The sequence below is a fragment of the Pseudomonas svalbardensis genome (genome assembly GCF_030053115.1).
Classification (GTDB): domain Bacteria; phylum Pseudomonadota; class Gammaproteobacteria; order Pseudomonadales; family Pseudomonadaceae; genus Aquipseudomonas; species Aquipseudomonas svalbardensis.
Genome location: NZ_CP125619.1, coordinates 1,413,480 through 1,438,096, shown reverse-complemented (window position 1 = coordinate 1,438,096; position 24,617 = coordinate 1,413,480). Strand labels below are relative to the sequence as shown.

Below are 24,617 nucleotides of genomic sequence, written 5' to 3'. Positions count from 1 at the left end.
ACTCTGAATGTTCTTTTCCACCCGTAGGAAAAGTGCCAGATGAATTTATTTTCTCAATCGAAAAGCCTCACCCGATAGAGCTGAAAGCCTTGCCACACTGACCTTACAGCCAATCACCCAGTCCTATTTTCAAGCTAAGCGATTGAACGGGAAGAGGTTTTCTCTGGATTGAAGGTTGACAGCCCGCCGATCCTCTGTAGAATGCCGACACACAGACGCGGGATGGAGCAGTCTGGTAGCTCGTCGGGCTCATAACCCGAAGGTCGTCGGTTCAAATCCGGCTCCCGCAACCAAACATCAAAAAAGGCTACTCGAAAGAGTGGCCTTTTTTGTGCGCGTCTCTTTTGTAAACACGAGATAGAAAGAGCGGGTAACGGCTGACAAACAGGATTGAAAAATCGTTCTGATTCAGAAACTTAAGTCTTCCCCTCGACCGTTCGCCGCTCATTTACGCTTATTTGACCCTATTCAGGATTAACGGTAGACACTCCGGCGTTCACCTGTAGAATGCCGCCACACAGACGCGGGATGGAGCAGTCTGGTAGCTCGTCGGGCTCATAACCCGAAGGTCGTCGGTTCAAATCCGGCTCCCGCAACCAAACATCAAAAAAGGCTACTCGAAAGAGTGGCCTTTTTTGTGCGCGTCTCTTTTGTAAATATGAGCATAGATACGAGCGGGTTACGTCTGACGGCGCAGAAACGAGAAATCGTTCTGATTCCGAAACTTAAGTCTCCCCCACGACCGTTCGCCACTCATTTACTCTTATTTGACCCTATACTGGATTAACGGTTGACACTCCGGCGTTCGCCTGTAGAATGCCGCCACACAGACGCGGGATGGAGCAGTCTGGTAGCTCGTCGGGCTCATAACCCGAAGGTCGTCGGTTCAAATCCGGCTCCCGCAACCAAACATCAAAAAAGGCTACTCGAAAGAGTGGCCTTTTTTGTATCTGTTGAAAAAGTCCTTTCGCAACAATGATCTGCCACTGTGTAGCGAGCCGTCCGGGATCACCCATGCTCTGAGCCCAGACGATGCTGAACCTCAGACAGAACCCTCTACGACTGATGACGTACCATCGCCGATACCCGGTGAGAGGCGTCAAAATTTGTGATTATTTTTTTCTACAGGGATTGGTAACTTGGCTGGATACCCCCATCCTGTCGCGCACAATCCAAGAGGTGATTGATGCGCGCCAACTCGTCTGATTCACAAGACACCGTCACAGCGACACAACCGATCAAAGCCGAGCGTCTGCGCTTGCTTGATCGAATCAGCAAATACCGCCAGCCCATCGGCCTGGCAGTCACTTTGCTGTTGTTCGCTATCGCGCTGATTGCCTGTCGCCACCTGCTGAGCGAACTCGATCTATACGCTCTGCACGACTCGATTCTCGACGTTCCGAAACCGGCATTATTGGGCGCGCTGGGCGCGACCGCGGTCGGTTTCATTATCCTGCTGGGCTACGAATGGTCGGCCAGCCGCTACGCAGGCGTGACACTGGCGCCACGAATCCTGGCTCTGGGTGGGTTCACCGCATTCGCCATCGGCAATGCCATTGGCCTTTCGATGCTCTCGGGGGGCTCGGTTCGCTATCGTTTATATGCACGTCATGGTCTGGGCGCTTCTGAAGTCGCGCACATGACGCTGTTCGCCAGCCTCTCGCTCGGCTGCGCCCTGCCCCCACTGGCCGCTCTCGCCACCCTCAGCAACCTGCCTGGCGCCTCTGCCGCCCTGGGTCTGTCCGAGACGTTGCTGGGTGCCATCGCCGTGGCCGTTTTGCTGCTCTTCAGCGTACTGGCCATCGGGATTTACCGCCGCCGCCTGCCAGAGCAACCTCACCCGGACAACCTGCTGGTCAAGGTCGGACGCCGCACCTTGCGCCTGCCGGGCCGTCGCCTGACGTTCCTGCAACTGATCATCACGGCCCTGGACGTCGCCGCAGCAGCAACCGTGCTCTATCTGTTGCTGCCTGAAGCACCGCCCTTCGGCGCGTTCCTTCTGGTGTACCTGCTGGCACTGGCCGCCGGTGTGCTCAGCCATGTTCCCGGCGGGGTCGGGGTGTTCGAAGCGATTCTGCTGGCCGCCTTCTCCGACAAACTCGGCGCTGCGCCACTCGCTGCCGCCCTGCTGCTCTATCGCCTGATCTACGTGGTGCTGCCGTTGCTGGTGGCCTGCGTATTCCTGCTGATCAACGAAGGTCAGCGCCTGTTTCAATCGCGTCAGTCCTTAAGGGTGGCGTCCGGCCTGGCCGCGCCGATTCTGGCGGTGCTGGTATTTCTGTCCGGCGTGGTGTTGCTGTTCTCCGGCGTCACCCCGGAAATCGACACACGCCTGGAACACATCGGCTTTCTGATCCCGCATCGACTGGTTGACGCCTCGCACTTCGGTGCCAGCCTGATCGGCGTGCTTTGCTTGCTGCTGGCTCAAGGACTGCGCCGCCGACTGTCGGCCGCCTGGATGCTGACCACCATCTTGTTGCTGGTCGCTGCCCTGCTCTCTCTGCTCAAGGGCTTCGACTGGGAAGAAGCCTGCTTGCTGACGCTGACTGCGAGCTTGCTGGGGGTTTTCCGCAGCTCGTTCTATCGCCCGAGCCGTTTGACCGAGGTGCCGTTTTCGCCGCTGTATCTGGTGGCGAGCCTGTGCGTACTCGGTGCGTCGATCTGGCTGTTGCTGTTCGCCTATCAGGACGTCCCGTACAGCCATCAGCTCTGGTGGCAGTTCACCCTCGACGCCGATGCCCCGCGGGGCTTGCGCTCGCTGCTCGGCGCCGCCGTGCTGCTGGTGGTGGTGTCCCTGACCTGGCTGCTGCGCACCGCACGCCCGGTGATCCATCTGCCAACGCCCGATGAACTGGGCCGCGCGATAAAGATCCTCATGGCCTCCGCACAACCGGATGGCGGCCTCGCCCTGACCGGTGACAAGGCGCTGCTGTTTCACCCCAATGACGAGGCGTTTCTGATGTACGCCCGCCGTGGTCGCAGCCTGGTGGCCTTGTATGACCCGATCGGTCCGACCCAGCAACGGGCCGAAATGATCTGGCAGTTCCGCGACCTCTGCGACATCCACCACGCCCGCCCTGTGTTCTATCAAGTGCGCGCCGAGAACCTGCCGTACTACATGGACATCGGCCTGACCGCGATCAAACTCGGCGAAGAAGCCCGGGTCGATCTGCTTCGCTTTGATCTCGAGGCCAAAGGCAAAGAGATGAAAGACCTGCGCTACACCTGGAACCGTGGCACTCGTGATGGCCTGTCGCTGGAGATCTTTGATCCCGGACAAGCGCCGATGGATGAGCTCAAGGTGATTTCCGATGCCTGGCTGACCGGCAAGAACGTGCGCGAGAAAGGCTTCTCCCTCGGCCGCTTCAGCGATGACTACCTCAAGCATTTTCGCGTCGCGGTGATTCGTTTCGAAGGGCGCCCGGTAGCGTTCGCCAACCTGCTCGAGACTTACGGCCATGACCTGGCCAGCCTCGACCTGATGCGCGCGCACCCGGACGCACCCAAGTTGACCATGGAGTTCATGATGGTCGGCCTGATTCAACATTATAAAAATCATGGGTACGCGCGCTTCAGCCTGGGCATGGTGCCGTTGTCGGGGTTGCAACCCCGACGTGGTGCACCACTGACCCAGCGTCTGGGCTCGATGGTTTTCCGCCGTGGTGAGCAGCTCTACAACTTTCAAGGCTTGCGCCGCTTCAAAGACAAATTCCAGCCTGACTGGGAACCCCGTTATATGGCCGTACCTGCCGGACTCGATCCGCTGGTTGCCCTGGCCGACACTGCTGCCCTGATTGCGGGCGGCTTGACTGGATTGGTGAAACGCTAATGATTCAACGCTCCTTGCGGTACGTACTGGCCACACTGGTAGTGCTGGCCCTGATTCTCGGTGGCGGTTACTGGTACCTGAAACGCCCGGCACCCGAACCGATCCTCGAACAGTTGACGCCGGCGGATGGCGCCACGATGACCCGCGTCATCCCCGGCAACACGCCACGCGCCCAGGTGCTGGTGGCGGTCAATGAAGACCAGAAGCTCAGCAACAAACAGTTGATGACCCTGAGCCGCACCGGTTCGGCGCAGATTGTTCAGGTGATCCTGCCCAAAGACTGCCTGTTGCAAAGTCGCGCCCTGCAATCGGCCCTCAGAGAACTCAAAGGCCCGGCGACCCTGGTCAGCGGCATCGGCCCTGGCGCCGTGCTGGCGTGGCGCTGGTTGTCCGAGCAGAAGGACGACAAGGCTCAAGCCATCTCGGTGGACCTGGCCCTGGAAAAACCCGGCTGCACACACCTGCTACCGAAAAGCGCCGCTCACGGCCACTGGCTGGTGGCCTGGAACGATAACCCGGACGACACCAGCGCCGGCTTCGTGCGCGACCAACCCAACGCCGAAACCAGCATCAGCGACTACGACATCAACCTGCCGCAAGTGCTGAACAACGAACTGCGCAAGATCCTCGTCGGTGGCGATAAAGCCGCTGGCGGCCTGCAGATCCCGGTAGTCGAAGTGCCCGCCGGCCAAGCCAAGGACACCGTGACCCTGTTCCTGTCCGGTGACGGCGGCTGGCGTGACCTGGACCGCGACGTCGCGGGCGAGATGGCGAAGCTCGGCTACCCGGTGGTCGGCATCGACACCTTGCGTTACTACTGGCAGCACAAAAGCCCCGAGCAAAGCGCCCTGGACATCGCCGAGTTGATGCAGCACTACCGGCAGAAATGGGGCACCAAGCGCTTCATCCTGACCGGTTACTCGTTCGGCGCCGACGTCCTGCCCGCCATCTACAACCGCCTGGAGCCATCGGAACAGCAACGGGTCGATGCGATCATCCTGCTGGCCTTCGCCCGCACCGGCAGCTTCGAAATCGAAGTCGAAGGCTGGCTCGGCAACGCCGGCAAAGAAGCCGCCACCGGCCCGGAAATGGCCAAGCTGCCGCCGGAGAAAGTGGTGTGCATCTACGGTGAAGAGGAAGTGGACGAGAGCGGCTGTACCGACAAGACCGCGGTGGGTGAAGCGATGAAATTGCCGGGTGGTCACCACTTCGACGAGAACTATCCGACGCTGGCAAAGCGATTGGTGGACATCATCGCCAAGCGACAAGCCAAGGACGAGACGGCTCAGGAGTAATCTGAGACACCGTCGACAAAAAAGCCCCCGCAGCCATAAGGCTGCGAGGGCTTTTTTACATGTACAAACATGAAGCGCTACCAGCTAGCCGGACTTCATGTCGATGCTCTGTAGTTCCAAGGCTAAAGCTGAACATCTATCCACGTTACGTCATCTTCAACAGCGATAAAGTCGCTATCCGGAGCTGCCAGCAAGCTGCTTTGTTGCGACTCCGTTAACTCCGCCCAGAATCCATCGGTAACGAAAACCAGTCGCTCACCGACGGCCAATTTGTGAAAAACAAAGTCAGGGTCCGGGGCACGATTAACCTTCAGGCATCGGGTTATCCAGTTTCGAGCCGGATCTTGCGCCAGCTCACGATGCGAACGGTCGCGCCTCCAATTGGCCTTGCAGTGAGGCGGTGTAATCCACTCGATCGTGCCTGCCGGTGTCACCACACCGCACGAGCAGTCACCTTCATACGCAAGCGTAAGCTTCCCATGAGCAGCGAAACCGATCAGGTAACACATGGCCCCTGTCTGGTCCGCAAACAAAGTGGGGTGAAGCTCGGCCAGCATTGAACAAAGTACCTGCTCGACTGTTCCGTGCTCGGTGATATCGCCCCCCTGCTCCATGTGTTTCGGATACGTCTCTAAAACACCTTTTACGAAGCATTCGGCCAGTTGGCCACTGCCGAGCTTCGACGTACCGTCCGTGATGACGAACAGCCCTCTGTCGCCGTCGCAGAGAGCTCCAGCATAGTCATGATTGGATTTCCTGGTCCGTCCGATTACTGATCTGGTGGCGTATCTCATACGTTGCCCAGATCCTTCATGCGCATGTGGATGATTCGCCCTCTACCCGGATTAGCCTGCACCGAGCCCGAGCTTTCAATCACGTAGTCGATACCACTGAGCGCCGCGAGCTCTCGAGTTCCAGTCGTGATGAAGTCCTTGAGCTCAGACTCAGCCTGGCGAACCTCTTCCAAAAGCTCTGTACGACCATCAATCAAGATGATGATGTCTTCGACGTCTTTGTGGTACGGGTCGCCCTCACCGCGACCGCTAAAGGCCTCTAGCTTCGTCGCAAGAAAGTAGGTCGGTTTAAATATCTGGATGACCGTACCGCTGGGCAACGTAAATTTATCAGCCCTCGCCAGCCCCTCCACGAACCAACGGTTTGCATATCCGAGAACAGCGGGGTCAGAAGGCATCACGTCAACGACGACGTCGTTGAAGCGGAAACGACAGTTGACTTCATCCTCACCGGTGATCTTGAAATTCTTGGCTGCCAGCCGTTTAGTGAGGTGTTGCCAAGCGCTAATGCCTGCCAGTTCGATCACCAAGTCAACATCATCGGTGAAACGAATGTCGTCCAGCACAGCAGCGTCAGTGACCAGCATGGCCGTGGTGCAACCGCCGACGAAGGCTACCTCAGCGAGAAACTCCTCCCCCAAGCCATGTGCAACAAACTCTATGAGTTCATAGTTGTGATCAGCGTTTGATGACATGCTATTTCAGCCCCATCCCTGCTTTTAGAATGTTAACCGCCACACCACACTCTCGCGGGCCGCCAAGACGTATCGCATCAGCAAGCGCAAGGTAATGATAAAGAGTCCTATCCTTCTTAACCGCTTCCGGCACAGTTTTGTAGAGCGGCTCTATCGCCTGACCACGCTCAGTTCCGAGTGCATCAGGCCAAACCGGAATCAACCCGCCAGCGCTCTTGATGCTTTTGGACAGGGCTGGCGCTGCGAAGCCTGTTGGAATACCGCGAACCATTGCGCCCGGCTTCACGGGGAAAAAGTATTTCAAAGCGTGCTCGGTGATTTTCAGCAGCTCTCGCCGATTAACTTTCGCAAGCCCGGTGTCGTAGTCATTGGTCAGCAATCCAGACTCGCGACATCTGGCTATGGAGTTTGAAATCTCGCTTTTGCTTAGCCCAAGAGACGCAGACAACGCACGCAACGAGTAAGCTTCACTCCAGCTCGTCAGCGGCGGAGAAGGTACGGGCTCCGACCACCCCTCCCACCCTTCCTCCTCGCCCAAGGGTGAGTCGAACTCCCGGCGGTGGAATACAGCTTCTTCACCATCAGTAGGGTAGGTGGCTAGCGGCTGCCCCACTCGCCCCCCTGCCGTCATTCGATTTATATGCTGGGGCTTCAGCAATTCCTCAACCGTGTTCGAATTCGACTCAGATTCCATCTTCCCGAAAAGATTTTCTTCCTGGGCGTGCAGGCTGGCCATTTTGAACAAAAGCAATATGTCTTGACTCTTCATGAAGCTAGAAACTCCAAGCGTCCACATTCCATGAAACGTGGACACTTGTCTCATTGAAAATATCGAGCCGTCAAGACCTTTCAATATTTATCAGTTTTCACTGGGAAATCCGCAAATCGTCTGCCAATTCGCGAACAGGTGAGATAAGACAATTCCGGCTTCATCCGTTTGGCTCAACTGCTCAAGCACTCCAGCGATATGTAAAATCGCTCGCCACGTTTAGTTTTGTTTACTTAAGGTGTCGCAATATCGGATGACGCCCGTAGACCTTGTAGGCAAACTCCGAATCTCGCGTTTGGGCACTTTGATGCCTTGTTGCGCTTTTCTTCGACGGGATACTCTCCGGACGTCGCTGACCATTCAGCGATCGGGTGTGGTAACCCGGTTAGGCAAAGTGCAACACCGCTCCCATCACGGTTCGTGCGTTTTTACGTCTGTAATCCCGTGTTATGGCGGCTGTGCGTGGGAGACCTTCGGGTCTGCCGGTTCCTTTGCTCCTCCGGTTTACCACCCTGCGTACAGCTGCCACCCATTCGTGTGGTAACGAATGCGGCAGCTCCTCGTTTTAAGGAGCGAAACAATGAGCAAAACAAATCCGCCCTCCCCCTCAGATCTGAAAACCATCGGCCTCACCCCCTTCATCTACTGCTCGAACCAGGCACTGTTCCGTGTCAGTCGAGACGTACCCCTCGGTGATGCGCTAGCCATGGCCTCTGATTTTCTGTTCCTTGCCAAGGAGCTGACTAAAGATGCTGCCTACGCCCGCGACACCGACCGACACGCTTGGGCCGCGCATTACCTGACGGCAATGAGCAAGGCCGTAATTGATGATGTGGTGAAGGTACTGACGCCGCCACCTGCTCGGACAAAGGCCGAATCTAAAAAATAGCTGCCTGAGCGCAATTAAAGGCACCGAGACACCAGACACAAAAAAGCCCCCGCTACCACAATGGCAACGGGGGCTTTTTGTTGTGGCTTACATCTCTACCTGCGTCCCCAACTCAATCACCCGGTTCAACGGCAGATTGAAGAAGCGCAAATTGCCGTTGGCGTTCTGCAACATGAAGGCGAACAGCGTCTCACGCCAGCGGGCCATGCCTTCGAGTTTGGAAGCGATGACCGTCTCGCGGCTGAGGAAGTAAGTGGTACGCATAGGGCTGAAATCCAGATCATCGAGATGACACAGTTTCAGTGCTTGCGGCACGTCCGGCTCGTCGACGAAGCCAAAGTGCAGGATCACCCGGAAGAAACCTTCGCCGTAGGCATCGACCTCGAAACGCCGTGATGCTGGCACCCGCGGGATGTCTTCGTACACCACCGTCAGCAGCACCACTTGCTCGTGCAGTACCTGGTTGTGCAGCAGATTGTGCAACAGCGCGTGGGGCACGGCGTCCGGGCGCGCGGTCAGAAACACGGCGGTGCCCTGAACGCGATGCGGTGGTTGCACGGCGATGCTGCTGATGAAGATCGGCAGCGGCAAGCCACCCTCGTCGAGACGATCAACCAGCAATTGCTTGCCGCGTTTCCAGGTGGTCATCAGCACAAACAGCACGATACCGGCAATCACCGGGAACGCCCCGCCCTGAATGATTTTTGGCACGTTGGCAGCGAAGTACAGACCGTCCACCACCAGGAAACCGAGCAATAGCGGAACCGCGAGGACCGGAGGCCATTTCCACAGCAGCAATATCACCGCCGACACCAGAATGGTGGTCATCAGCATCGTGCCCGTCACGGCCACGCCGTAAGCCGCAGCCAGCGCGCCGGAGGACTCGAAGCCCAGCACCAACAGGATTACGCCGACCATCAGCGCCCAGTTCACCGCGCCGATGTAGATCTGGCCTTGTTCGGCACTGGAGGTGTGCTGAATGTGCATGCGCGGTATGTAACCGAGCTGAATCGCCTGACGAGTCAGGGAGAACGCACCGGAAATCACTGCCTGGGAGGCAATGACTGTGGCCAGGGTCGACAACCCCACCAACGGAATCAGCGCCCAGCTCGGCGCCAGCAAGTAGAACGGGTTGCGAGCGGCTTCCGGATCACCGAGCAGCAACGCGCCTTGGCCAAAGTAGTTCAGCACCAGCGCCGGCAGCACGAGGATGAACCAGGCGCGTGCGATCGGCTTGCGACCGAAGTGGCCCATGTCGGCGTACAGCGCTTCGGCACCGGTCAATGCCAGCACCACCGCGCCGAGGATCGCCACCCCCATGCCCGGGTGCACGATGAAGAAGCGCACGCCCCAGACCGGGTTCATCGCTTGCAACACTTCCGGGTGCTGCATGATGCCGTAGACACCCAGCGCCCCCAGCACGACAAACCAGGTCACCATGATCGGCCCGAACAGAATGCCTATCCGCGCAGTGCCGTGGCGCTGAATCAGGAACAGCGCCACCAGCACGATCAGCGACAGTGGCACCACCCAATGGTCTATACCCTCGAAAGCCAGCCCCAGGCCTTCAATGGCCGAGAGTACGGAAATCGCCGGCGTGATCATGCTGTCGCCATAGAACAACGCCGCGCCGATCAGCCCGCAGACCACCAGCAACGCGCGCAACTTCGGATGCCCGGCCGCAGCCCGCCGAGCCAGGGCGGTCAAGGCCATGATCCCGCCTTCGCCCTGGTTGTCGGCACGCAGCACGAACAGCACGTATTTGATTGAAACGACCCAGATCAGCGACCAGAAAATCAGCGCCAGAATCCCGAACACGCCGTCATGGTCGACCGGTACACCATAGTGACCGGAAAACACTTCTTTGAGGGTGTACAGCGGGCTCGTGCCGATATCGCCATAAACCACACCGACCGCCGCGACCAGCATGCCGATCGGCTTTGCCGCCGAATGCTCAGAGCCCGCTACCTGACTACTTGCCTGCCCCATCCAAAACTCCTACTACTCAGACCCGGACTTCTTATAAGAAGCACTATGCTTTGCCGTGCAGCATGCGCTGTTTTACTTGAGGTTACAGACGTTTTGTTGACTGTAAAAATTCGGTAAAGCGTAAAGGCACGAAGCATAGCGCAGCACTCGTCGTATTTCCCTGCATAAAGCTGGTCAAGTGCGCCTCTCATCGCTAGAATTGCGCACTTTTTGATCAGAGGCTAAGCGTCCTGCCTCGCTAATACTGCTGTTTTTTGACTGCGCCTGTTGTCGCCATGCTGCGTTGCCGCTTCTCGCCATAGCGAACTATGACTCGGCGCGGCGCCTTGCCTGGCAACAACAGTCACTCGTCAAAGCAGCGTATTCACGAGGCAGGACGCCAAGCGCCCGTCTGTCGCCTTGCCGTCTTCGGCTGGAGGCGTCACAAATACCGAGGTTAGACATGTCCACCACTCCTGCGCCGGCCAATCCAAAGGTTGGCTTCGTATCCCTGGGTTGCCCCAAAGCACTGGTCGACTCCGAGCGCATCCTTACCCAGCTGCGCATGGAAGGCTATGACGTTGTGTCCACTTACGAGGACGCTGACGTCGTGGTGGTCAACACCTGCGGCTTCATCGACTCGGCCAAGGCTGAGTCTCTGGAAGTGATCGGCGAAGCCATCAAGGAAAACGGCAAGGTCATCGTGACCGGCTGCATGGGCGTCGAAGAAGGCAACATTCGTAAAGTGCACCCAAGCGTGCTGGCCGTGACCGGTCCGCAGCAGTACGAGCAAGTGGTCAACGCCGTGCACGACGCCGTGCCACCGCGCCAGGATCACAACCCGCTGATCGACCTGGTTCCGCCGCAAGGCATCAAGCTGACCCCGCGCCACTACGCCTACCTGAAGATTTCCGAAGGCTGCAACCACAGCTGCAGCTTCTGCATCATCCCGTCGATGCGCGGCAAACTGGTCAGCCGCCCGGTCGGTGACGTGCTCGACGAAGCCCAGCGCCTGGTCAAGGCCGGCGTCAAAGAGCTGTTGGTGATCTCGCAAGACACCAGCGCCTACGGCGTCGACGTGAAATACCGCACCGGTTTCTGGAACGGAGCGCCGGTGAAAACCCGCATGACCGAACTCTGCGAAGCCCTGAGCACCCTCGGCGTCTGGGTTCGTCTGCACTATGTTTACCCGTATCCGCACGTCGACGAGCTGATTCCGCTGATGGCCGCCGGAAAAATCCTGCCGTACCTGGACATCCCGTTCCAGCACGCCAGCCCGAAAGTCCTGAAAGCGATGAAACGCCCGGCCTTCGAAGACAAGACCCTGGCCCGCATCAAGAACTGGCGCGAAATCTGCCCGGACCTGATCATCCGCTCGACCTTCATCGTCGGCTTCCCCGGCGAAACCGAAGAAGACTTCCAGTACCTGCTGAACTGGCTGACCGAAGCGCAACTCGATCGCGTCGGCTGCTTCCAATACTCGCCAGTCGAAGGCGCACCAGCCAACCTGCTGGACGCGGCCATCGTGCCGGACGACGTCAAGCAAGACCGCTGGGATCGCTTCATGGCGCACCAGCAAGCCATCAGCTCGGCACGCCTGCAAATGCGCGTCGGTCGTGAAATCGAAGTGCTGGTCGATGAAGTCGACGAGCAAGGCGCGGTTGGCCGCTGCTTCTTCGATGCCCCGGAAATTGACGGCAACGTGTTCATCGACAACGGCAGCAACCTGAAACCAGGCGATAAAGTCTGGTGCAAAGTGACTGACGCCGACGAATACGACCTGTGGGCTGAACAGATCTAAACGCAAAAAATACGAAAAGCCCTGCTCTCTTGACGAGATGCGGGGCTTTTTTACGTCTATCGTTTTGTGAGGAAAGGATTCGCATCATCAACTGCAAAAGGGGCAGCCGGCCATGCGCCAACATTCGGTCATCCACACGCCGAAACAGAGCGACTACGAAGAACTCACTCAAGTCTGGGAAGCCTCGGTGCGCGCCACTCATGACTTTCTGCCGGACAGCTACATCGAACTGCTGAAGAATCTGGTGCTGACGCGCTACCTCGATGCGGTGATGCTGATCTGCACCAAAGACCCGCGCCAGCGCATCACCGGGTTCGCCGGGGTCGCGGCGGGCAAGATCGAAATGCTCTTCATCGACCCGGCTCACCGCGGCCAGGGCCTGGGCAAGCAGTTGCTGCGCTACGCCATGGAACATCTGAATGCCGATGAACTGGACGTCAACGAACAGAACCCGCAAGCCCTGGGTTTCTACTTCAAACAGGGCTTCGAAGTGATCGGTCGTTCGGAAGTCGATGGCATGGGCCAGCCTTATCCGCTGCTGCACATGCGTTTGCGCCAAAACCAGCAACATTCGCGGCATGGCTGACACCACACAGAACAACTGTGGGAGCGGGCTTGCTCGCGAAGAGGCCATCAGCTTCAACATCAAATTGACTGACAAACCGCTTTCGCGAGCAAGCCCGCTCCCACAAAAAGCCAAACGGTGAAATGGACCCGCGATTAACCGGCGCCAGGCAGGTACAATGCCCACCCCTTTTTTGTTACGGCCCTGTCATGACTGACCCGATTCGTCTCTCCAAACGCCTCATCGAACTCGTCGGCTGTTCCCGTCGGGAGGCTGAGCTGTTCATCGAGGGCGGCTGGGTCACCGTGGACGGTGAAGTCATCGACGAGCCGCAGTTCAAGGTCGAGAACCAGAAAGTCGAGCTTGATCCAGAAGCCAAGGCCACTGCGCCGGAACCGGTGACCATCCTGCTGAACGTGCCCGTGGGCATGGATGCGGAAACGGCCTTGGCAACGATCAGCGCCGAGACCTTGAGCGAAGAACACCGCTTCAGCAAACGTCCGCTCAAGGGCCACTTCCTGCGCCTGACCGCCAGCACCGACCTGCAGGCCAACGCCAGCGGTCTTTTGGTGTTCACCCAGGACTGGAAGATCCTGCGCAAACTCACTGCCGACTCCGCCAAGATCGAGCAAGAGTATGTGGTCGAAGTTGAAGGTGACATGGTGGCTCACGGCCTCAACCGCCTGAACCACGGCCTGACCTACAAGGGCAAGGAACTGCCGCCGGTCAAAGCCAGCTGGCAGAACGAAAACCGCCTGCGTTTTGCGATGAAGAACCCACAACCGGGCGTCATCGCCCTGTTCTGCCAGGCCGTAGGCCTGAAGGTCGTCGCCATCCGCCGCATCCGCATTGGCGGCGTGTCCATCGGCAAAGTGCCGCTGGGGCAATGGCGCTACCTGTCCGGCAAAGAGAAGTTCTAAGACTTCTCAAGCCGCCACACATTTTGGCGCCGCTGTTTATGCGGCGCCCACTGCTGAATATCAGGATTGCACACCATGATTCATAACGACGTACTGCGCAGCGTGCGCTACATGCTCGACATCAGCGACAAGAAAGTCATCGAGATCATCAAGCTCGGCGGCATGGACGTGACCCTGGAAGACCTGGTGACGTACCTCGACAAGAAAGAGGAAGACGAGGAAGGCTTCGTACGCTGCCCGGATGAAGTCATGGCGCATTTCCTCGACGGCCTGGTGACCTTCAAGCGCGGCAAGGACGAAAGCCGTCCGCCGCAGCCGATCGAAGTGCCGGTGACCAACAACATCATCCTGAAGAAACTGCGTGTGGCTTTCGAACTGAAAGAAGACGACATGCACGCCATCCTCAAGGCCTCCGAGTTCCCGGTGTCCAAGCCTGAACTGAGCGCGCTGTTCCGCAAGTTCGGCCACACCAACTACCGCCCGTGCGGCGACCAGTTGCTGCGCAACTTCCTCAAGGGCCTGACCCTGCGCGTGCGTCCGCAGTAAATCGCCCACGAACCTGTAAGAGCACAGCTTGCTGGCGAAGGCGATCTTGAAAACGCCTTCGCCAGCAAGCTGTGCTCCTACAGAGACGGTGGCAAAGGCTGTATAGCCCCTCATTCCTCGCAAAAATAGTGGCTCCGCTTCCGGCGGCTGACGACTAGGGTGTATTGACCCTCAGCGCTCAGGATTCGCCATGCACCCGTACTTTTCCCTGCAAGGCCGCACCGCTCTGGTGACCGGCGGCTCCCGTGGTATCGGCAAAATGATCGCCAAGGCTTATGTCGAGGCCGGCGCCACCGTGTACGTCTGCGCCCGGGATGCCGAAGCCTGTCAGCAAACGGCAGATGAATTGAGCGCATTCGGTCGTTGCCACGGAGTGGCGGCCAACCTGGCCACCGAAGAAGGCGTACTTCAACTGGCTACGCGACTGGGCGAGCAGATCACTCATCTGGATATTCTGGTGAACAACGCCGGCACTACGTGGGGTGCGCCGCTGGAGAGCTACCCGGTCAAGGGCTGGGAAAAAGTCATGCAGCTCAACGTGACCTCGGTGTTCAACTGCATTCAGCAGTTTTTGCCACTGCTGCGTAAGGCCGGTTCGGCAGCGAATCCGGCGCGAATTATCAATATCGGTTCAGTGGCCGGGATTTCGTCCTTCGGCGAACAGGCGTATGCCTACGGGCCAAGTAAAGCTGCCCTACATCAACTATCACGGATTCTGGCGCGGGAGCTGGTGAGCCAGCACATCAACGTCAACGTCATCGCGCCGGGGCGTTTTCCGAGCAAAATGACTCAGCACATCGGCAATGATGAGCAGGCGCTGGCCGACGACACGGCGTTGATTCCAATGAAACGCTGGGGCCGGGAGGAAGAGATGGCGGCGCTGGCGATCAGTCTGGCGAGTACGGCCGGGGCTTACATGACCGGGAATATCATTCCGCTGGATGGTGGGTTTAGCCTCTAGATCGGCGGCGCGGCCATCGCGGGCAAGCCACGCTCCCACAGGGGAATGCATTTCAAATAATGAAATGGCTACCCCCGCGATGACGGACTAACAGGCACCACCGGTCTTGCGACTGCTCGGGTTATCATGCCCGCCCTCACCCCGCCTCGACCCCAGACCATGACCTACAGCGTTTCCCCCATCGGCTTCGTGCGCTCCTGCTTCAAGGAGAAGTTCGCCATCCCGCGGCAGCCACAACTGGCCCCGGCCGCTCGCGGCGTGCTGGAACTGGTGGCGCCGTTCGATCAGGGCGATGCGGTGCAAGGTCTGGAACAGGTCAGCCACGTGTGGCTGCTGTTCCTGTTTCACCAGGCCCTGGAAGAAAAGCCACGACTGAAAGTCCGCCCTCCTCGTCTCGGCGGTAACAAATCCATGGGTGTGTTCGCCACCCGCGCGACGCATCGGCCTAATGGCATCGGCCAATCCGTGGTGAAGCTGGACAAGGTTGAAGCCAATCGCCTGTGGATATCCGGCATCGACCTGCTGGACGGCACGCCGATTCTCGACATCAAACCCTACGTGCCTTACGCCGACATCATCGATACCGCCTCCAACAGCATCGCTAGCGCCGCACCGCAGTTGATTCCCGTGCAGTGGACGGATTCAGCGCTGCAACAGGCTCACGGCCATGCTCAGCGCCTTGAAGAACCGTTGGTGGAGTTGATCGAGCAATGCCTGGCACAAGACCCACGTCCGGCGTACCAGATTCCTACACCCGAACGGGAATACGGCGCGCAGTTCTGGGACCTGGACGTACGCTGGCATTACCCCGAAGCCGGGGTAATCCGTGTCCTGGAAGTCATCCCCGCCTCCAACCTGTAGGAGCTGTCGAGTGAAACGAGGCTGCGATCTTTTGATGTTACTTTTAAAAACAAGATCAAAAGATCGCAGCCTCGTTTCACTCGACAGCTCCTACAAGGTTTGCATTGGACATAAAAAAGCCCCCATTTGCCTGCACAGGCAATGGGGGCTTTTCAGTGATGCAGTGTACTTACTTCTCGACGAACGCTCGCTCGATCAGGTAATCACCCGGCTCGCGCATCCGCGGCGACACTTTCAGGCCGAAGCTGTTCAACACTTCGCTGGTCTCGTCGAGCATGCTCGGGCTGCCGCAAAGCATGGCGCGGTCGTCCTGCGGGTTGATCGGTGGCAGGCCGATGTCGCTGAACAGCTTGCCGCTGCGCATCAGGTCGGTCAGGCGACCTTCGTTCTCGAACGGCTCACGGGTCACGGTCGGGTAGTAGATCAACTTGTCACTCAGGGCCTCGCCGAAGAACTCGTTCTGCGGCAAGTGCTCGGTGATGAACTCGCGGTAAGCGACTTCGTTGACGTAACGTACGCCGTGGCACAGGATCACTTTTTCGAAACGCTCGTAGGTTTCCGGGTCCTGGATGACGCTCATGAACGGCGCCAGACCGGTACCGGTGCTGAGCAGGTACAAATGTTTGCCAGGCTTCAAGTCATCCAGCACCAGCGTGCCGGTAGGCTTTTTGCTGATGATGATCTCGTCGCCTTCCTTCAGATGCTGCAGCTGGGAAGTCAGCGGGCCATCAGGCACCTTGATGCTGAAGAACTCGAGATGCTCTTCCCAGTTCGGGCTGGCAATCGAGTAAGCGCGCATGAGCGGCCGGCCGTTGGGCTGTTGCAGGCCGATCATCACGAACTGACCGTTCTCGAAGCGCAGGCCCGGATCGCGGGTGCACTTGAAGCTGAACAGAGTGTCGTTCCAGTGATGAACACTGAGGACACGCTCGTGGTTCATGTTGCTCATGTACGTGGGACTCCTGGAGATTTTGTCTGCGCATGCTCTGCGCCTGCTCTGCGAAAAATGAGCTGCTGTGCGCAATTGCATCGCATTCTAATGGCAGCCACAATATCTGTTAACTGGATTATTAAGATAAGGGTTATCGGTTATATAGATATGCGATTTACTCTCCGTCAACTTCAAGTATTCGTCGCCGTCGCCCAGCAGGAAAGCGTATCCCGTGCTGCGGGTCTGCTCAACCTCTCGCAATCGGCGGCGAGCACCTCGATCACCGAGCTAGAGCGTCAGTCCAGCTGTCAGCTGTTCGACCGCGCCGGCAAACGGCTGAGCCTCAACGCCCTCGGCAAACAGCTGCTGCCGCAAGCGGTGGCGCTGCTCGACCAGTCCAAGGAAATCGAAGACTTGCTCAATGGCAAGTCGGGATTCGGCTCTCTGGCGGTCGGCGCGACCCTGACCATCGGCAATTACCTGGCCACCTTGCTGATCGGCAGCTTCATGCAGCGCCATCCGGAAAGCCAGGTGAAGCTGCACGTGCAGAACACTGCCAACATTGTGCAGCAGGTCGCCCACTATGAAATTGATCTGGGTCTAATCGAAGGCGACTGCAGCCATCCAGACATCGAAGTGCAGAGCTGGGTCGAGGATGAACTGGTCGTGTTTTGCGCGCCCCAGCATCCACTGGCCAAGCGCGGCACGGCGACCATGGAAGAGCTTACCCACGAGGCCTGGATTCTGCGGGAACAGGGTTCTGGCACGCGACTGACCTTTGACCAGGCCATGCGTCACCATCGCAGCTCGCTGAATATCCGACTGGAACTGGAACACACCGAAGCGATCAAGCGTGCGGTGGAGTCCGGGTTGGGGATTGGCTGCATTTCTCGCTTGGCACTGCGCGATGCATTCCGCCGCGGCAGCCTGGTGCCGGTGGAGACACCGGATCTGGATCTGGCGCGGCAGTTCTATTTCATCTGGCACAAACAGAAATATCAGACGTCGGCGATGCGTGAATTCCTCGACCTGTGCCGCGCTTTCACCGCTGGGGTTCAGCGCAGCGACGAGATTGTGCTGCCTACCATCGCTTAAAGCAGTATCACCGCCCACACCAGCGCGATCATGGTTAACGCCACGAGCTGAGCGGCGCTGCCCATGTCCTTGGCGTTTTTCGACAATGGGTGCAACTCAAGGGAAATGCGGTCGATGGCCGCTTCCACTGCCGAATTGAGCAATTCGACAATCAACGCCAACAGGCAGACTGCAATCAGCAACGCCTGCTCGACGCGACTGACGTTCAGGAAGAACGACAGCGGGATCAATATGACGTTGAGCAACACCAGTTGCCGAAAAGCCGCTTCGCCGGTGAAGGCTGCGCGCAGACCGTCCAGTGAATAGCCGGAGGCGTTGAGGATGCGTTTTAGGCCGGTTTGGCCTTTGAAAGGTGACATAAAGTAGGCAACTGACCAAAAAGGAAGTGGGAAAGCTAGAGTAAGCAAAGTCAAAAAAGCGTGAACGCACCGCGCCTGATCAGCTCGAAATTGACTCAAGTTGTTGCAGAAGCAACGCCGCCTGGGTCCGGGTCCGCACATTCAGCTTGCGAAAAATCGCCGTCACATGCGCCTTGATCGTCGCTTCGGAAACGCTCAGCTCGTAGGCAATCTGCTTATTCAACAAGCCTTCACAGACCATGGTAAGAACACGAAACTGCTGAGGCGTCAGACTCGCAAGGCCTTCGCTGGCGGCCTTGGCTTCGGCGGATACGCTGACCGCCTCGAAGGCCTGGGGCGGCCAGAACACATCACCATCGAGCACCGCGCGTACAGCTTTCTGGATGACGCTCAGATCACTGGATTTGGGGATGAAGCCGCTGGCGCCGAATTCACGAGACTTGACCATGATCGAGGCTTCTTCCTGGGCCGACACCATGACCACCGGAATTTGCGGATACTGACCGCGCAGCAACACCAGCCCTGAAAAACCGTAGGCCCCCGGCATGTTCAGGTCCAGCAGCACCAGATCCCAGTCGGACTTCTCGTCCAGACGGGTTTCCAGCTCGGCAATGCTCGCCACTTCCACCAGACGGACTTCCGGGCCCAGGCCCAGGGTCAACGCTTGATGCAGGGCGCTACGAAAAAGAGGGTGGTCATCGGCAATCAGGATTTCGTATGTGGCCATTTTTCAAATGATCCTGTTTTTCAAACAACTCGAGGTACAGCCACGGAGCTGTACCAACAGGGCACGTTCAACGCCAATCACGTGGCTATCCACGTAAAGAATACGGCGTATCAAACTTTGGCCGCGCCCTAATCGGCGCCAAGCATGCCCAGCGAATCGGGGGTGGTCAAGGTGCATGGCCAGTACAGTTCTTTGCAGTATGGGCGACAATCAGCGCGAGACAGGGGCGCCGATTTACACAAAAGGCATCAGCTCTGCGTGTGCCGGTGTTGAAACATTCATTTCAAGCTGATGTTTGGCATCAAGGTAATGTTGGCTGAACACGTCGAAATAAGCGTCCAGCGCCGACGCTGCCTCGGTATCACCCGCCAGATCGAGACACAGTGCCGCCACTTCGGCGGTGCATAAATGCTCGCTGCGGGTCGATCGGCGCAACCGGTAGCGCGACAACTTCTCAGGCAACAAGCTCAGGATTGGCAGCCGATCAAAGTAGGGGCTTTTGCGGAAAATCTTCCGGGCTTCTGTCCACGTGGCATCCAGCAGAATGAACAGCGGACGCTTCGAACTATCGGCATCGACGCTGTTTGTGACACGCTCGGGCTCGACGTACTCACCCGGAAACACCAGATAGGGCTGCCATTGCGGATCGGCCAGCAGCGCCAGCAGTTGCTCATCAACTTCCGTACGCGACCAGATGAACGCATGGTTGTCGCGCACCACATCGGCGATCAGCCAACCGGTGTTGCTCGGTTTGAACACTTCCTTGTTGGTCATGATCAGGCACACGCCAGAACGGGCCTCGACCTGCGGGCGCCAGGCGCACAGGCAGTGGCTCTCGATCACGCGGCAGGCTCGGCAACGCGGCGCCCTCCAGCCTCGGGCCTGAATCGGCTTGATGCCCTCTTCCTCTCGCTCATCGCGCAAGCGGGCTACTGCGTTTGCAGCAAAGCGTGGGGTTGCAGGGTTCATCGCAGGCAACGCCGGCAGGGGAAGAAAATCGACACGAAAAACACTCGGCAGGGCAGAAAGTGGCGGCAGTTTATCAGAGCAGCCGGCGCAAGCCTGTACCGTCCAGGCCTCGTCCCCTATAATTCGCCGCCACTGAACGCACAGTCATGTGACGGGTCGAACCACCAGTCACTGAACCAGGAGAGTTTCATGCTGCGCCTTATCGTTCCCACCGCTGCCATTTTGCTGGCGTCGTCCTTCAGCGCTCAGGCTGCTTCCTTGAGTGAGCAGAATCTCAACAGAGAGCTGCGAAACGTCGCCACACAAAGCAGTGTTGGTACTCCACGGGCGATCAACGAAGACATTCTTGATCAGGGCTACACCGTCGAAGGCAACACGCTGATCAACCATCTAAGCGTACAAAGCAGCCACGCCAACAAGATGCGTGCCGACCCGAAAGCCGTGTATTTCCAGCTTGGCGCCTCTGTATGCAACAACCCATCGTTCCGCAAACTGATGGCCAAGGGCGCAGTCATGCGTTACGACTTCACTGAGGTGAAGACCAACCGCTCAGTCGGCTCCGCCAGTTATCAGGAATCGGACTGCCCGAAAGCGGCTCCGACCAAGAAGAAGTAATCATCGGGAAGTGGCGCGCCGCTGTTCATCCTCGGCGCGCAGTTCTGCCAACAACGCCTGCAAATAACGGGAACGTCGGTCGGCGCCCTCCAGACGTCGGCAACACTCCTCTTCGAGACTCAAATGATTGGTCTCGGCCGATGACTTCAGTAATCGATACAATTGCGTATCGATCTCCAGAATGACTCTGGCCATCGCTTCCCGCCTCCCTGCACCTCGCCCTTGCTTGAGCGATAAAATCCTTGAACCGCTTGTACCGTACGCCTTGCCTTTGACGCAAAGTTGTCGTGTCGTGCCTGTAATTCAGTAAATCAGACTGTCAGACACTCGCCTTGCGTTCAGACGAGCGGTGAAAGCACCTTGCAAATCGCCAATAAGCGGTTGCCAGGAAAGACTTTGCGGCGCAATGATCAAGTCAGCGAAAATCTCCGCGAGGGTCTAGATTCATAGTGTTCACGTTCATTTTTCAGGGCAGGAAAGGGGCTGCCCGTTGCACGTCTTGTTGTGCGAATGTTTCCTTCATCCAAGGGAAAAACAGAGCCTGTATGGAAGGAGAAGTTGATGCCTTACCAATCGAATGACCTCCTGAGCCGTCATTTTGAAGAAAGCGGCCACGACCTCATCAGCAAGGTCGAAGAGCAACTCAACCTGGTTTCACCCAACAGCCCGAACATCCCGATCTACCGCGACATGATCCTGACCGTGCTACGCATGGCCCAGGAAGATCACAACCGCTGGAATGCCAAGATCACCCTGCAAGCCCTGCGTGAACTGGAGCACGCTTTCCGTGTTCTGGAGCAATTCAGGGGGCGCCGCAAGGTCACCGTTTTTGGCTCGGCCCGAACACCGATAGAACATCCTTTATACGGTCTGGCCCGGGAACTTGGCGCCGCGCTGGCGCGCTCAGACCTGATGGTCATCACCGGTGCCGGTGGTGGCATCATGGCGGCGGCCCACGAAGGTGCTGGCCTGGCACACAGCCTGGGATTCAATATCACCCTGCCCTTCGAGCAACATGCCAATCCCACCGTGAATGGCACCACCAACCTGCTGCCCTTCCACTTCTTCTTTACCCGCAAGCTGTTCTTCGTCAAGGAAGCCGATGCTCTGGTCCTGTGCCCTGGCGGTTTCGGTACCCTGGATGAAGCGCTGGAAGTGCTGACATTGATCCAGACTGGCAAAAGCCCGCTGGTGCCCGTGATATTGCTGGACGCTCCCGGCGGTAAGTTCTGGCAAGGCGCGCTGGACTTCATCCACCATCAACTGGAGGAAAATCGCTACATCCTGCCGACCGATATGAAGCTCGTCAGTCTGGTCTACAGCGCGGAAGAGGCTGTGGAGCAGATCAACCAGTTCTACAGCAACTTCCACTCCAGCCGCTGGCTCAAGCATCAATTCGTGATCCGCATGAATCACAAGCTCAGCGACCAGGCGCTCGAACACATGCAAGAGGCTTTTGCCGACCTGTGCCTGAGCGACCATTTCCATCAACATGCTTACAGCGGAGAGGAACACGACGAACCGCAGTTCAGCCACCTGGCGCGACTCGCTTTCACCTTCAACGCCCGTGATCATGGACGCCTGCGTGAACTGGTGGACTACATCAACCTGCCGGAAAACTGGGCGCAATCCCAACCCCAGGCGCAACAGCGCTCGCGGGAACCGTCCAAGGTTACATAGAATCGGCATAGGGGGCAGCCTTCATAGGCCGCTCCCCTGCCACACCACCCGGCATGCGGGTCCGCACCGGGCGGTTCGAGAGATTGAGGTTATGAGAGTCGCACCAGTCCCAGCCTGTCGAACCACGCTATATTCAACACTCGATTCAGCTCAAATCGGCTGTTACGCCACCAGCTATACGAGTTGGCCGCCACTTTCCGGGCCGATTGGCTGCTGGCTCCCAGCGCCCTCAGTTCGCGGTAGATCGTCGGTCCACGCCTCCACTGCTTAAGCTGGATCGCTCGCAATCGGTGTCGTATCCATTCGTCCAGCTCTCGCCAGATTTTCGGTGTTTGTGACAACCCAAAGTAAGTTTTCCAGCCCAAGAGATAAGGGCGTAGATTTTCGACGACTTGTCGCAGACTGCGACCGCCTGAGCGACGAGTAAGCTCGCGTATCCGTTGCTTGAACTGCTTGCGCGCCTTGACCTCCACTGCTCTTTTGACGCCTTGTGCAGATGCCCAGAAGGCGTATCCCAGAAACTTGCGACCCAATGCGCTCGTCACTGCACTCTTGCTCTCGTTGACGCTCAAGTGCAGCTTTTCGTACAACCGTCTCAGCAGGGCCATTACCCGCTGCCCAGCCCTGCGGCTGCGAACATACACATTCGCATCGTCGGCATAGCGCACAAAGCAATGGCCTCGGCGTTCAAGCTCCCGATCCACTTCGTCCAGCAGCACGTTCGCCAGCAACGGCGATAACGGGCCACCTTGCGGCGCCCCGCAGCGGCTTTTCTCGACCACGCCATTGATCAGCGCTCCCGCATCCAGATACGCCCGAACCAGTCGAATAACCGCCTGATCCGCGATCCGTTTGCGTAGACGGTCAATCAAAATGTCGTGATCGACCCGGTCGAAGAACTTCTCCAGATCAACATCCACTACCACTTTTCGACCCGAGGACACGTAGCGCTGAGCCGCCAACACGGCGTCCTGCGCACAACGTCCCGGACGAAAACCGTAGCTGTGTTCACTGAAGGTTGGATCAAGCAACGGCTGCAAGACTTGCAGCAACGCCTGTTGGATCAAACGGTCGGTGACCGTCGGAATACCCAACTCACGTTGACCGCCGTCAGGCTTGGGAATCACCACTCGCCGCACCGGACTGGGCCGGTAGGCACCTGAAAGAAGCTGTTCGCGAATCGCAGGCCAACGGGTCAGCAAATGTTCGGCCGTCTGTTCAATGTCCAGACCGTCGACTCCCGCAGCACCCTTGTTGGCCTTGACTCGCTTCCATGCCCGTTTCAGGTTTTCTCTCGCAAAGGCCCGTTCCAGCAGCCCTTGCCCTGCGTTGTCGGATTCATCTTGCGGGCGATTGACCTCGTCGCTGACGGAGCTTCTCACGGCTTCACCGTTCGCAGTCTCCATCCGCCCCGCGTTTGGCAGGCATCTGACTTCCGGTCGTTCGCATCAACATGGCCTATAACGCTTTCTCTCGTTCGGCCCTTCGTCAAAAAAAAAAAAGATGACTACTACGGCCTCTGCTGACTTCTCGCTCCGGCTTGCACCGTCGCCCTTTCAGGCACGAGGCGAGATCTCCCCAGGTAAGAACGCAATCCTTCCCCGCACAACCGCCGGATTTACGCAGCCTGATCTTTGACCACAAGAGCTTCGCGGTTTATGGCCCGCTCGCCCTGATCGGCTTCGCCTTATATCCGGTTCTTGTCCATCGGCTCGCGGTTTCGATTCACGCTTCCTCCCCACACTCGGTCACCCTCATGCAGTTGCGCTTCACTTCGTTCGCTGTGGTCAGCTTACGGCGGGACTTTCACCCACAAGATTGCGCCCATGCTGGGCGCACCAAAAAAAACGGCCCGCTATCGAAGTAGCGAGCCGTTTCAGTCAATCGTCCATCCCTCGGCCGCTGAACAAGCGGCTGATCATTTCCATGGAATATCCCCGATAACTCAGGAACCTGCCTTGTTTGGCACGTTCCCGGGCGTCTATCGGTAAATGCCCGGAAAACTTTCGCCGCCAGGTGTCTTCCAGTTGTTCCTGCCAGTTGATACCGCTCTCGCGTAAAGCGAGTTCGATGTCGGTACGTTGCAGGCCGCGCTGGCTCAACTCTTCGCGAATACGCAAAGGGCCATAACCGGAACGGGAACGGTAGGAAACAAAGCTTTCGAGATAACGGGATTCGGACAGCAGGCCTTCTTCCGTCAAACGGTCGAGTGCCGTGTCGATCATTTCAGGGAGGGCGCCGCGTTGACGCAGTTTACGCGTCAACTCGACTCGACCGTGCTCGCGTCGCGCGAGCAGGTCCATTGCGGTTCGTCGCACCGCGACGAGTGTATCGAGTACGGCGATCAT

General features: G+C 58.0%; 23 protein-coding genes and 3 tRNA genes. 15 read left to right on the top strand and 11 right to left on the bottom strand.

All coding sequences use genetic code 11. The annotated features are described in order from the left end of the window. Positions 1-216: 216 nt before the first annotated feature. The 5 genes from QFX16_RS06390 to QFX16_RS06370 all read left to right on the top strand — a co-directional run bounded on the left by QFX16_RS06390 (position 217) and on the right by QFX16_RS06370 (position 5,124). Positions 217-293, top strand: a tRNA-Met gene (locus tag QFX16_RS06390). Positions 294-522: 229 nt separating this feature from the next. Next, a tRNA-Met gene (locus tag QFX16_RS06385) sits at positions 523-599 on the top strand. A gap of 232 nt (positions 600-831) precedes the next feature. Beyond that, positions 832-908 (top strand) — tRNA-Met (locus QFX16_RS06380). Positions 909-1,186: 278 nt separating this feature from the next. Continuing rightward, on the top strand, positions 1,187-3,829 hold the full coding sequence (gene mprF / locus QFX16_RS06375) for a bifunctional lysylphosphatidylglycerol flippase/synthetase MprF (RefSeq protein ID WP_283183253.1): 2,643 nt from the start codon (positions 1,187-1,189) through the stop codon (positions 3,827-3,829). Beyond that, positions 3,829-5,124 (top strand): virulence factor family protein, encoded by a 1,296-nt coding sequence (locus QFX16_RS06370; RefSeq protein WP_283183252.1) that lies wholly within the window; start codon positions 3,829-3,831, stop codon positions 5,122-5,124. Before mprF ends, QFX16_RS06370 begins: the two co-directional genes overlap by 1 nt. A 122-nt stretch (positions 5,125-5,246) precedes the next feature. Here QFX16_RS06370 and QFX16_RS06365 read toward each other — a convergent pair whose 3' ends face one another. From QFX16_RS06365 to QFX16_RS06355, 3 genes are read right to left on the bottom strand one after another with little or no spacing between them, the layout of a single operon-like run. Further along, the gene (locus QFX16_RS06365; protein WP_283183251.1) at positions 5,247-5,918 is read right to left on the bottom strand and encodes a PP2C family protein-serine/threonine phosphatase; all 672 of its coding nucleotides are present in this window, start codon (positions 5,916-5,918) and stop codon (positions 5,247-5,249) included. Then, complete coding sequence (locus tag QFX16_RS06360; protein WP_283183250.1) at positions 5,915-6,613, bottom strand: hypothetical protein; 699 nt, start codon at positions 6,611-6,613, stop codon at positions 5,915-5,917. Before QFX16_RS06360 ends, QFX16_RS06365 begins: the two co-directional genes overlap by 4 nt. A gap of 1 nt (position 6,614) precedes the next feature. Continuing rightward, positions 6,615-7,382 carry a MarR family transcriptional regulator gene (locus QFX16_RS06355; RefSeq protein WP_283183249.1) on the bottom strand — a complete coding sequence of 256 codons (768 nt, stop codon included), beginning with the start codon at positions 7,380-7,382 and terminating at the stop codon, positions 6,615-6,617. A gap of 580 nt (positions 7,383-7,962) precedes the next feature. Here QFX16_RS06355 and QFX16_RS06350 point away from each other — a divergent pair. Further along, the gene (locus QFX16_RS06350; protein ID WP_283183248.1) at positions 7,963-8,271 is read left to right on the top strand and encodes a DUF3077 domain-containing protein; all 309 of its coding nucleotides are present in this window, start codon (positions 7,963-7,965) and stop codon (positions 8,269-8,271) included. Positions 8,272-8,358: 87 nt separating this feature from the next. On the opposite strand, the gene QFX16_RS06345 is transcribed toward QFX16_RS06350, so the two are convergent. Beyond that, complete coding sequence (locus QFX16_RS06345; protein WP_283183247.1) at positions 8,359-10,260, bottom strand: potassium transporter Kup; 1,902 nt, start codon at positions 10,258-10,260, stop codon at positions 8,359-8,361. Between the two features lie 442 nt (positions 10,261-10,702). On the opposite strand from QFX16_RS06345, the gene rimO reads away from it, so the two are divergent. The 6 genes from rimO (at position 10,703) to tsaA (ending at position 15,893) form a co-directional block, all read left to right on the top strand. Continuing rightward, positions 10,703-12,040, top strand: a complete 1,338-nt coding sequence (gene rimO / locus QFX16_RS06340) for a 30S ribosomal protein S12 methylthiotransferase RimO (protein WP_010462684.1) — start codon at positions 10,703-10,705, stop codon at positions 12,038-12,040. A 112-nt stretch (positions 12,041-12,152) separates the two neighbouring features. After that, positions 12,153-12,626: a GNAT family N-acetyltransferase gene (locus tag QFX16_RS06335; RefSeq protein WP_008153969.1), complete on the top strand. Its 474-nt coding sequence runs from the start codon at positions 12,153-12,155 to the stop codon at positions 12,624-12,626. Positions 12,627-12,814: 188 nt separating this feature from the next. Further along, complete coding sequence (locus QFX16_RS06330; protein ID WP_283183246.1) at positions 12,815-13,525, top strand: rRNA pseudouridine synthase; 711 nt, start codon at positions 12,815-12,817, stop codon at positions 13,523-13,525. Positions 13,526-13,600: 75 nt separating this feature from the next. Continuing rightward, positions 13,601-14,071, top strand: coding sequence for a YehS family protein (locus QFX16_RS06325; RefSeq protein ID WP_056739223.1), 471 nt, complete (start codon positions 13,601-13,603; stop codon positions 14,069-14,071). A gap of 190 nt (positions 14,072-14,261) precedes the next feature. Beyond that, complete coding sequence (locus QFX16_RS06320; protein WP_283183245.1) at positions 14,262-15,032, top strand: SDR family oxidoreductase; 771 nt, start codon at positions 14,262-14,264, stop codon at positions 15,030-15,032. Between the two features lie 159 nt (positions 15,033-15,191). Further along, positions 15,192-15,893 carry a tRNA (N6-threonylcarbamoyladenosine(37)-N6)-methyltransferase TrmO gene (gene tsaA / locus QFX16_RS06315; protein ID WP_283183244.1) on the top strand — a complete coding sequence of 234 codons (702 nt, stop codon included), beginning with the start codon at positions 15,192-15,194 and terminating at the stop codon, positions 15,891-15,893. Positions 15,894-16,062: 169 nt separating this feature from the next. Here tsaA and fpr read toward each other — a convergent pair whose 3' ends face one another. Next, positions 16,063-16,842 (bottom strand): ferredoxin-NADP reductase, encoded by a 780-nt coding sequence (gene fpr / locus QFX16_RS06310; protein ID WP_030127957.1) that lies wholly within the window; start codon positions 16,840-16,842, stop codon positions 16,063-16,065. Positions 16,843-16,992: 150 nt separating this feature from the next. Between fpr and QFX16_RS06305 the strand changes: the two genes are divergently transcribed. Then, positions 16,993-17,919, top strand: coding sequence for a LysR family transcriptional regulator (locus QFX16_RS06305; protein WP_008153977.1), 927 nt, complete (start codon positions 16,993-16,995; stop codon positions 17,917-17,919). Here the strand turns inward: QFX16_RS06305 and QFX16_RS06300 are convergent. From QFX16_RS06300 to QFX16_RS06290, 3 genes are all read right to left on the bottom strand, one after another. After that, positions 17,916-18,278 (bottom strand): diacylglycerol kinase, encoded by a 363-nt coding sequence (locus tag QFX16_RS06300; RefSeq protein ID WP_008060649.1) that lies wholly within the window; start codon positions 18,276-18,278, stop codon positions 17,916-17,918. The two genes, QFX16_RS06305 and QFX16_RS06300, sit on opposite strands and share 4 nt — an antisense overlap. Positions 18,279-18,357: 79 nt before the next feature. Continuing rightward, entirely contained in the window at positions 18,358-19,005 is a 648-nt protein-coding gene (erdR, locus tag QFX16_RS06295) for a response regulator transcription factor ErdR (protein ID WP_046046272.1), read from the bottom strand. 234 nt (positions 19,006-19,239) lie between these two features. Beyond that, positions 19,240-19,974, bottom strand: coding sequence for a tRNA-uridine aminocarboxypropyltransferase (locus QFX16_RS06290; protein WP_283183243.1), 735 nt, complete (start codon positions 19,972-19,974; stop codon positions 19,240-19,242). Between the two features lie 189 nt (positions 19,975-20,163). Between QFX16_RS06290 and QFX16_RS06285 the strand changes: the two genes are divergently transcribed. Continuing rightward, entirely contained in the window at positions 20,164-20,589 is a 426-nt protein-coding gene (locus tag QFX16_RS06285) for a PA3611 family quorum-sensing-regulated virulence factor (RefSeq protein WP_033053929.1), read from the top strand. Here QFX16_RS06285 and QFX16_RS06280 read toward each other — a convergent pair whose 3' ends face one another. Continuing rightward, positions 20,590-20,784: a hypothetical protein gene (locus tag QFX16_RS06280; protein ID WP_095128071.1), complete on the bottom strand. Its 195-nt coding sequence runs from the start codon at positions 20,782-20,784 to the stop codon at positions 20,590-20,592. It abuts the gene before it with no gap. A 366-nt stretch (positions 20,785-21,150) separates the two neighbouring features. Here QFX16_RS06280 and QFX16_RS06275 point away from each other — a divergent pair, with 366 nt between their 5' ends. Continuing rightward, positions 21,151-22,269, top strand: coding sequence for an LOG family protein (locus tag QFX16_RS06275; RefSeq protein ID WP_283183242.1), 1,119 nt, complete (start codon positions 21,151-21,153; stop codon positions 22,267-22,269). An 89-nt stretch (positions 22,270-22,358) separates the two neighbouring features. Here QFX16_RS06275 and ltrA read toward each other — a convergent pair whose 3' ends face one another. Then, positions 22,359-23,675 (bottom strand): group II intron reverse transcriptase/maturase, encoded by a 1,317-nt coding sequence (gene ltrA / locus QFX16_RS06270; protein WP_439900106.1) that lies wholly within the window; start codon positions 23,673-23,675, stop codon positions 22,359-22,361. A 474-nt stretch (positions 23,676-24,149) separates the two neighbouring features. Continuing rightward, positions 24,150-24,617, bottom strand: a complete 468-nt coding sequence (gene recX, locus QFX16_RS06265) for a recombination regulator RecX (RefSeq protein WP_283183240.1) — start codon at positions 24,615-24,617, stop codon at positions 24,150-24,152.

Coding starts and splice junctions, on each gene's coding strand:
- mprF (WP_283183253.1), top strand. CDS start 1,187: ATGCGCGCCAACTCGTCTGATTCACAAGACACCGTCACAGCGACACAA.
- QFX16_RS06370 (WP_283183252.1), top strand. CDS start 3,829: ATGATTCAACGCTCCTTGCGGTACGTACTGGCCACACTGGTAGTGCTG.
- QFX16_RS06365 (WP_283183251.1), bottom strand. CDS start 5,918: ATGAGATACGCCACCAGATCAGTAATCGGACGGACCAGGAAATCCAAT.
- QFX16_RS06360 (WP_283183250.1), bottom strand. CDS start 6,613: ATGTCATCAAACGCTGATCACAACTATGAACTCATAGAGTTTGTTGCA.
- QFX16_RS06355 (WP_283183249.1), bottom strand. CDS start 7,382: ATGAAGAGTCAAGACATATTGCTTTTGTTCAAAATGGCCAGCCTGCAC.
- QFX16_RS06350 (WP_283183248.1), top strand. CDS start 7,963: ATGAGCAAAACAAATCCGCCCTCCCCCTCAGATCTGAAAACCATCGGC.
- QFX16_RS06345 (WP_283183247.1), bottom strand. CDS start 10,260: ATGGGGCAGGCAAGTAGTCAGGTAGCGGGCTCTGAGCATTCGGCGGCA.
- rimO (WP_010462684.1), top strand. CDS start 10,703: ATGTCCACCACTCCTGCGCCGGCCAATCCAAAGGTTGGCTTCGTATCC.
- QFX16_RS06335 (WP_008153969.1), top strand. CDS start 12,153: ATGCGCCAACATTCGGTCATCCACACGCCGAAACAGAGCGACTACGAA.
- QFX16_RS06330 (WP_283183246.1), top strand. CDS start 12,815: ATGACTGACCCGATTCGTCTCTCCAAACGCCTCATCGAACTCGTCGGC.
- QFX16_RS06325 (WP_056739223.1), top strand. CDS start 13,601: ATGATTCATAACGACGTACTGCGCAGCGTGCGCTACATGCTCGACATC.
- QFX16_RS06320 (WP_283183245.1), top strand. CDS start 14,262: ATGCACCCGTACTTTTCCCTGCAAGGCCGCACCGCTCTGGTGACCGGC.
- tsaA (WP_283183244.1), top strand. CDS start 15,192: ATGACCTACAGCGTTTCCCCCATCGGCTTCGTGCGCTCCTGCTTCAAG.
- fpr (WP_030127957.1), bottom strand. CDS start 16,842: ATGAGCAACATGAACCACGAGCGTGTCCTCAGTGTTCATCACTGGAAC.
- QFX16_RS06305 (WP_008153977.1), top strand. CDS start 16,993: ATGCGATTTACTCTCCGTCAACTTCAAGTATTCGTCGCCGTCGCCCAG.
- QFX16_RS06300 (WP_008060649.1), bottom strand. CDS start 18,278: ATGTCACCTTTCAAAGGCCAAACCGGCCTAAAACGCATCCTCAACGCC.
- erdR (WP_046046272.1), bottom strand. CDS start 19,005: ATGGCCACATACGAAATCCTGATTGCCGATGACCACCCTCTTTTTCGT.
- QFX16_RS06290 (WP_283183243.1), bottom strand. CDS start 19,974: ATGAACCCTGCAACCCCACGCTTTGCTGCAAACGCAGTAGCCCGCTTG.
- QFX16_RS06285 (WP_033053929.1), top strand. CDS start 20,164: ATGCTGCGCCTTATCGTTCCCACCGCTGCCATTTTGCTGGCGTCGTCC.
- QFX16_RS06280 (WP_095128071.1), bottom strand. CDS start 20,784: ATGGCCAGAGTCATTCTGGAGATCGATACGCAATTGTATCGATTACTG.
- QFX16_RS06275 (WP_283183242.1), top strand. CDS start 21,151: ATGCCTTACCAATCGAATGACCTCCTGAGCCGTCATTTTGAAGAAAGC.
- ltrA (WP_439900106.1), bottom strand. CDS start 23,675: ATGGAGACTGCGAACGGTGAAGCCGTGAGAAGCTCCGTCAGCGACGAG.
- recX (WP_283183240.1), bottom strand. CDS start 24,617: ATGATCGCCGTACTCGATACACTCGTCGCGGTGCGACGAACCGCAATG.